A 509-nucleotide genomic window follows, 5' to 3' on the forward strand; every position below is an offset into this window, starting at 1 on the left:
GGTTTTAAAATCAACAACATCAGTTTGTTGCCCAAAACAAGCTAATGATACTAAAACTAATAATAAAATCCACGTGTTTTTCATAGAGTGAATATAGCAAACTTTAGTACAAAAAGCCACTTGCAATTTATTTCAAAAGAATTATTTTAGTTCCATGAATACGGCTTTTTTACAAACTCCCATAGATTATCTTAAAGGTGTTGGCCCTAACCGAGCCGATTTACTTCGTAAAGAGCTTAATATTCATACGTTTCAAGATTTACTCAACCTATTCCCTAACCGATACATTGACCGAACGCGGTATTACAAAATAAACCAAATACAGCAAAGTAATGCCGAAATACAAGTTATTGGAGTTATTAAAAACTTTAAAGAGGTAGCGCAAAAACGCGGCAAACGATTAGTAGCCACATTTCAAGACGAAACAGGCACTATGGAGCTCGTTTGGTTTAGAGGCCATAAATGGATTAAAGACAGTTTAAAATTAAACACGCCGTATGTTATCTTTG

1 pseudogene is annotated in these 509 nt (G+C 34.2%); it reads left to right on the top strand.

Going from position 1 to position 509, the window contains the following annotated elements:
- Positions 1-154 precede the first annotated feature (154 nt).
- Positions 155-509: pseudogene (locus FUA24_RS02955) on the top strand (ATP-dependent DNA helicase RecG); the annotation flags it as partial.

It is taken from the genome of Seonamhaeicola marinus (assembly GCF_008085455.1).